Source organism: Burkholderia sp. KCJ3K979 (assembly GCF_016759955.1).
Classification (GTDB): domain Bacteria; phylum Pseudomonadota; class Gammaproteobacteria; order Burkholderiales; family Burkholderiaceae; genus Burkholderia; species Burkholderia orbicola.
Genome location: NZ_JACFYV010000295.1, coordinates 1 through 6,810, shown reverse-complemented (window position 1 = coordinate 6,810; position 6,810 = coordinate 1). Strand labels below are relative to the sequence as shown.

7 protein-coding genes are annotated in these 6,810 nt (G+C 67.5%); 4 read left to right on the top strand and 3 right to left on the bottom strand.

Annotated elements, in window-relative coordinates; translation table 11 throughout:
- Positions 1–613, bottom strand: a 613-nt coding sequence (wrbA, locus tag H3O04_RS32890; RefSeq protein ID WP_202589276.1) for an NAD(P)H:quinone oxidoreductase, incomplete at its 3' end; no start/stop codon positions are given.
- A 145-nt stretch (positions 614–758) separates the two neighbouring features.
- Between wrbA and H3O04_RS32885 the strand changes: the two genes are divergently transcribed.
- Positions 759–2,087 (top strand): YihY family inner membrane protein, encoded by a 1,329-nt coding sequence (locus H3O04_RS32885; RefSeq protein ID WP_124477979.1) that lies wholly within the window; start codon positions 759–761, stop codon positions 2,085–2,087.
- A 16-nt stretch (positions 2,088–2,103) separates the two neighbouring features.
- Here the strand turns inward: H3O04_RS32885 and H3O04_RS32880 are convergent, their stop codons facing one another.
- Positions 2,104–2,421 (bottom strand): Mpo1-like protein, encoded by a 318-nt coding sequence (locus H3O04_RS32880; protein ID WP_006476203.1) that lies wholly within the window; start codon positions 2,419–2,421, stop codon positions 2,104–2,106.
- Between the two features lie 157 nt (positions 2,422–2,578).
- Here H3O04_RS32880 and H3O04_RS32875 point away from each other — a divergent pair, with 157 nt between their 5' ends.
- From H3O04_RS32875 to aroC, 3 genes are all read left to right on the top strand, one after another.
- Entirely contained in the window at positions 2,579–3,034 is a 456-nt protein-coding gene (locus tag H3O04_RS32875; RefSeq protein ID WP_006488504.1) for a CBS domain-containing protein, read from the top strand.
- Positions 3,035–3,173: 139 nt separating this feature from the next.
- The gene (locus tag H3O04_RS32870; RefSeq protein WP_124477980.1) at positions 3,174–5,108 is read left to right on the top strand and encodes an MFS transporter; all 1,935 of its coding nucleotides are present in this window, start codon (positions 3,174–3,176) and stop codon (positions 5,106–5,108) included.
- Positions 5,109–5,397: 289 nt separating this feature from the next.
- The gene (gene aroC / locus H3O04_RS32865) at positions 5,398–6,498 is read left to right on the top strand and encodes a chorismate synthase (protein WP_124477981.1); all 1,101 of its coding nucleotides are present in this window, start codon (positions 5,398–5,400) and stop codon (positions 6,496–6,498) included.
- Positions 6,499–6,646: 148 nt separating this feature from the next.
- Here the strand turns inward: aroC and H3O04_RS32860 are convergent.
- A partial coding sequence (locus tag H3O04_RS32860) for a 4Fe-4S dicluster domain-containing protein (RefSeq protein WP_202589275.1) occupies positions 6,647–6,810 on the bottom strand: 164 nt, incomplete at its 5' end.

Genomic DNA, 6,810 nt, shown 5'->3' with positions numbered 1-6,810 from the left:
CCTCGGGGGCCTGGGCGCTGGCGAGGGCCGCGGCGGCGCGGGCGAGCCGTACGCCGAGCGCGGCCGCGAGCGCCTTCTCGTCCGCCGACAGCCCGGCGGGCGCCGAGCGGTCGTGCTGCGCGACGTGCGACGCGCCGTACGGCGTGCCGCCGGTACGCGTCGTGCTCAGGGCGGATTCGGTGTACGGGATTCCGACGATCATCATCCCGTGATGCAGCAGCGGCAGCATCATCGACAGCAGCGTCGACTCCTGGCCGCCGTGCAGGCTGCCCGTCGACGTGAACACGCTCGCCGGCTTGCCGGTGAGCGCGCCCGACAGCCATTGCGGCGTCGTGCCATCGAGGAAATACTTGAGCGACGCGGCCATGTTGCCGAAGCGGGTCGGCGAACCGAGCGCGAGGCCCGCGCATTCCTCGAGGTCGCGCAGTTCCGCGTAGGGCGGACCGTCGGCCGGGATGTCGGGGGCGGTGGCTTCGCAGACGGCCGACACGGGCGGCACGGTGCGGATGCGGGCCTGCATGCCCGGCACGCTGTCGATGCCGTTCGCGATCGCGAGCGCGAGATCGCGCGTGGCGCCGTGACGGCTGTAATAGAGGACGAGGATGTCTTTCATGGGCGACGGAGCCGCGTGCGGCCGCGCGCGTGCCCGGTGCAGTCGGCCCCTGCTGGAATCGAGCGGCTATTATAGGGGCTGAAGCCGTCGCGCTGCGCGGCGGCGGCGCGCCGTGACGCGCGCAGCATCGAGAAGGAGAAGCCGTTTGCCGAAGTTGAGCGTGGATCTCGTCACCATCAAGCGCCTCGCGCAGTTCGCGGCCCGGCGCAGCGCCGAGGATCGCATCCCGCAAGTGGCGGGCAGCCTGACCTTCACGACGCTGCTGGCGCTCGTGCCGCTCCTGACGGTCGCGTTCGCGCTGTTCACCGCGTTCCCGATGTTCGCGTCGTTCCAGATCTCGCTGCAGGGGTTCCTCGCGGATCACCTGATGCCCGCGCAGTTCAACATCCAGATCTTCAAGTACCTGAACCAGTTCGCGTCGAAGGCCAAGGGGCTGACCACGGCGGGCCTGATCGTGCTCGTCGTCACGTCGGTGATGACCATGATGACGATCGAATCGGCGTTCAACCTGATCTGGCGCGTGCGCAAGCCGCGGCCGTTCGCACAGCGCGTGCTCGCGTACTGGGCACTGATCACGCTCGGGCCCTTGCTGTTCGGCGTGAGCCTGTCGATCTCGTCGTACCTGTTCACGCAATCGCTCGCGTTCACCGGCGCGGGGCCGTCCACGTCGATGGTGGAGTGGCTGCTCGCGCTCGCATCGCTGCCGTTGACGGTGCTCGCGTTCACGCTGCTGTACGTGTACCTGCCGAACTGCACGGTCGCATGGCGCGACGCGGTGATCGGCGGGCTGTTCGCGGCCATCGCGTTCGAGCTCGCGAAGCGCGGCTTCGGCTACTACGTGCGGCGCATTCCGACCTATACGGCGGTGTACGGCGCATTCGCGGCGCTGCCGGTGTTCCTGCTGTGGGTGTATTTGAGCTGGTTCATCGCGCTGCTGGGCGCGATGGTGGCATCGGCGCTGCCGGCGATTCGCGTCGGCCAGTTCCACCGCATCCACTATCCGGGCAGCGATCTGCTCGACGCGCTCGAGCTGCTCGCGCGGCTGGCCGAAGCGCGTGCAGCCGGCAAGCGCGGCTATACGGCGCTGCGGCTCGCGACGATGCTGCGCTGCGACATGGAAACCGCGCAGCGATTGCTGACGACGATGGAGGAGCGGGAATGGGTCGCCCGGCTCGACGGCGGAGGGGAAACCACGCCGCGCTACATCCTGCTCGCGAATCCGGCGCAGTTGACGCTCGCGCAACTGTTCGACGTGCTGGTGATCGATCGCACCGAGCTGACCTACCAACTCCAGCGACGCCGCAGCCACGTCGACGGGGCTGCGCTGCTCGACGTGCTGTCGAACGACCGGTTCGACGTGACGCTCGCATCGCTGATCGCCGCGCACCGGCTCGCGGGAGGGCAGCCGGCCGGCAGCGCCGCACCGGCGCCGGGCGTGGCCGACGCGCACGCGCAGCCGCCGCGGCCTGCCTGAAGGCGCGGCCCGCCGGCTACAGCGGGATCTTGCCGGTGCAGATGTCCTTGAACATCACCCAGTCGCCCATCAGGCTGTAGATCGGGTGCCGGAACGTGGCCGGGCGGTTCTTCTCGAAGAAGAAGTGTCCGACCCACGCGAACCCGTAGCCGCAGACGACCGCCGCCGGCAGCCACAGCCAGTGGCCGGTCGCGACCGCCATCGCGACGCAGCCGATCACGCCGAGCGAGCCGATGAAGTGCAGCCGCCGCGACGTCAGGTTCTGGTGCTCGTTCAGGTAATACGGGTAGAAGTCAGCGAAGCTGGCGAATTGCTCCGTATGCGTATGCGCCATGGCCGTCTCCTCGGGCCGCTGTTCATGGGGCCATTGTGCGGCCGGCGGCCCGTGTCCGCAAGCGGTGGCGGGCCGCCGCGCCGGCCCGTGCTTTCCTTTTGACAGGCTTTCCGATAGGATCGAAAGAGATTTTGCATTCAAGCATGAGGGGACTACGATGCGCGTCAGCGATATTCTGAAAGTGAAGGGCAACACGCTGTTTACGGTGACGCCCGATAAGCCGCTGCGCGAAGCGGTCGATACGATGGCCGAACACGACATCGGTTCGCTCGTCGTGATGGAGTACGGCGATCTCGTCGGGATGCTGACGTTTCGCGAGATCATCCTGCGCCTGCACGTGAACGGCGGCGCGATCGGCGACGTGCAGGTGCGCAAGGTGATGGACGAGCCGCTCACGTGCACGCCTGAAACGGACGTCAACGAAGTGCGCCGAATGATGCTCGAGCGTCACGCACGCTACATGCCGGTGCTCGACAAGAAGGTGCTGATGGGCGTCATTTCGTTCTACGACGTCGCGAAGACGGTCGTCGAGGCGCAGAGCTTCGAGAACCGGATGCTGAAGGCGTACATCCGCGACTGGCCGGAATCGGAAGCCGAAGCGCACAAGCCGTGAATCGCGCCGCGCCCGGCACGTCGATGCATGGGCGCCGCCATCCGGCACGCGGCGGCGCAGGCATGTCCTGCGCCGCCGTTTTTTCAACGACAACACGAGGCCCGCGCAGCATCGCCCAGACGATGCGCGCGTATTCCGCATGAGCGATCACACGCAAGCCACTTCGGGGCAGCGCGACGAACGTCGCGCCCACGCATCGCAGTTCGACCTGCTGCGCGAGCGCCGCTTCGCGCCGTTCTTCACGACCCAGTTTCTCGGCGCGCTGAACGACAACGTCTTCAAGATCGGTTTCACGTCGCTCGTCACGTATCACACCGCGCGGTTCTCGGGCGTCGATGCGAAGACGGCCGCGTTCCTGATTTCCGCGATCTTCATCCTGCCGTTCGTGCTGTTCTCGGCCACCTCCGGCCAGATCGCCGACAAATACGACAAGGCGACCCTCACGCGCTTCGTGAAATCGTTCGAGATCGTGCTGATGCTGGTCGGCGCGGCCGGCTTCGTCACGCACAGCGCGACGCTGCTGTATCTGTGCACGTTCATGATGGGGATGCACTCGACGCTGTTCGGGCCCGTCAAGTATTCGTACCTGCCGCAGCATCTCGGCGAACATGAGCTGGTCGGCGGCAACGGGCTCGTCGAGATGGGCACGTTCATCGCGATCCTGATCGGCACGATCATCGGCGGCGCGGCGGCCGGCATCGAAGGCAGCGGCGAGCGCGTGCTTGCGGTGAGCGTCGTCGTCATCGCGCTGGCCGGGCGGCTCGTCGCGCAGCGCGTGCCGCCGACACCCGCGCCGCAGCCTGACCTCGTGATCAACTGGAACCCGGTCAGCGAAACCTGGCGCAACCTCGGCCTCGCGCGCCAGAACCGCACGGTGTTCCTGAGCCTGCTCGGCATTTCGTGGCTGTGGTTCGTCGGCGCGACCTTCCTCACGTCGTTCTTCAATTTCGCGAAGGACGTGCTGTCCGCGAGCCCCGACGTCGTCACGATCCTGCTCGCGACGTTCTCGGTCGGCATCGGCCTCGGCTCGCTGCTGTGCGAGCGGCTGTCGCAGCGGCGCGTCGAGATCGGCCTCGTGCCGCTCGGTTCGATCGGCATCAGCGTGTTCGCGATCGAGCTGTATTTCGCGAGCCATGCGCTGCCGTCGCCCGGCCATCTGCTGTCGGTCGGCGAATTTCTGGCCGGTGCGCGCCACTGGCGCATCCTCGCCGACCTGTTCCTGCTCGCGATGTTCGGCGGCTTCTACAGCGTGCCGCTGTACGCGCTGATCCAGAGCCGCAGCGCGCCGACGCACCGCGCACGGATCATCGCCGCGAACAACATCCTGAACGCGCTGTTCATGATCCTGTCGGCCGTGATGGCGATGGGGCTGACCAAGGCCGGTGTCGACATCCCGGGGCTGTTCCTCGTCACCGCGCTGCTGAACGTCGTGGTCGCGACGTATATCTACCTGCTCGTGCCCGAGTTCCTGCTGCGCTTCGTCGCGTGGGTGCTCGTGCATACCTTCTACCGGATTCGCCTCGTGCACGCGGAGCGGATTCCGGCGGAAGGGGCGGCGGTGCTCGTGTGCAATCACGTCAGCTACGTCGATGCGCTCGTGCTGGCCGCCGCGAGCCCGCGTCCGATCCGTTTCGTGATGGATCACCGGATCTTCAAGACGCGTTTCGCGAGCTGGGTATTCCGGCATGCGAAGGCGATCCCGATCGCACCGCGCCACGAGGACCCCGCGATGCTCGCGCGTGCGTACGATCTCTGCGAGGCCGCGCTGAAGGACGGCGAGCTCGTGTGTATCTTCCCCGAGGGCAAGCTGACGAAGACGGGCGACATCAACACGTTCCACCACGGTATCACCGAGATCCTGAGCCGCACGCCGGCGCCGGTGATCCCGATGGCGCTGCGCGGGCTGTGGGGCAGCTATTTTTCGCGGCATTCCGATGCGCGGATGCCACGGCCGATCAAGCGCGGCGTGATGAGCCGGCTGACGCTGGCGGTCGGCGAGCCGATCCCCGCGTCGGTGGCGACGCCCGAGGCGCTGCAGGCGGCGGTGACCGAACTGCGCGGCGCGCGGAAGTAGGCGGGCGCCGAGCCCGGCGCGGAATGATCGATCCGCGCGCCGGGCCGGGATGGGGGCCGCGGTTCGGCGGCTCCCGCGCGTAACGCCGAGGGCCTGCGATCGCCGTACCGCGTTGCCTCTGCCCTTATCCGCGCCGGCCCGTGTGGTCTGAACGGTTCACGCGGCCCGCGGGCCCGGGACGGCTGGCATAATAGCGGTTTACCTCTTTTTCTCGACCGGCAAACGATCGGCCTGCCTGCGACCCCGGCAGCGCATCGGTTTGCCCATTTCTCTTTTGGGCGGTTCCATCATGTCCGGCAATACCCTCGGCACGCTTTTCACTGTCACGACCTTCGGCGAATCGCACGGTCCCGCGATCGGCTGCGTGATCGACGGCTGCCCGCCGGGGATGGGGCTGACCGAAGCCGATATCCAGATCGAACTCGATCGCCGCAAGCCGGGCACGTCGCGGCACGTGACGCAACGGCAGGAGGCCGACGAGGTCGAGATCCTGTCGGGCGTGTTCGAAGGCGTGACGACCGGCACGCCGATCGCGCTGCTGATCCGCAACACCGACCAGCGCAGCAAGGACTACGGCAACATCGTCGAGACGTTCCGTCCCGGCCACGCCGACTACACCTACTGGCAGAAATACGGTATCCGCGACTACCGCGGCGGCGGTCGCTCGTCCGCGCGCCTGACCGCGCCGATCGTCGGCGCCGGTGCGGTCGCGAAGAAGTGGCTGCGCGAGCGCTTCGGGGTCGAGGTGCGCGGCTACATGAGCGGCCTCGGCGAAATCGACGTGCCGTTCGTCGACTGGTCGTACGTGCACGAGAATCCGTTCTTCTCGCCGAATGCGGCCGTCGTGCCTGAGCTCGAAGCGTACATGGACGCGCTGCGCAAGGAGGGCGATTCGATCGGCGCGCGCATCGACGTCGTCGCGTCGGGCGTGCCGGTCGGCTGGGGCGAGCCGGTATTCGACCGGCTCGATGCCGATATCGCGAAGGCGATGATGAGCATCAACGCGGTGAAGGGCGTCGAGATCGGCGCGGGCTTCGACAGCGTCGCGCAGCGCGGCTCGGTGCACGGCGACGAACTGACGCCGGCCGGCTTCGTCGGCAACCACGCGGGCGGCGTGCTCGGCGGGATTTCGACGGGGCAGGACATCACCGTGTCGATCGCGATCAAGCCGACGTCGAGCATCCGCACGCCGCGCCGCTCGATCACGAAGAGCGGCGACGAGGCGACGGTCGAAACCTTCGGCCGCCACGATCCGTGCGTCGGCATTCGCGCGACGCCGATCGCCGAATCGATGCTCGCGCTGGTGCTGATCGACCATGCGCTGCGCCATCGCGCGCAGTGCGGCGACGTCGAGACGTCGACGCCGAAGATCGCCGGCAGCGCGACCTGATAGAGGCGGCCGGGGCGCAGCGTGTCGCCTTGGCCGTCGAACGATGAATGCAAGCGGGGCGCTGCGTGATGCAGCGCCCCGTTTCGTTTATGGCGGTTCGCAGTGACCGACGCAAAACGCGCCGCTCGTGGCGGCGCGTTCCGGCAGGTTACATGTTCGGGTAATTCGGCCCGCCGCCGCCTTCGGGCGTGACCCACACGATGTTCTGCGTCGGGTCCTTGATGTCGCAGGTCTTGCAGTGCACGCAGTTCTGCGCGTTGATCACGAGCCGATCGCCGCCGTCGTCGTTCTTCACGAACTCGTACACCGCCG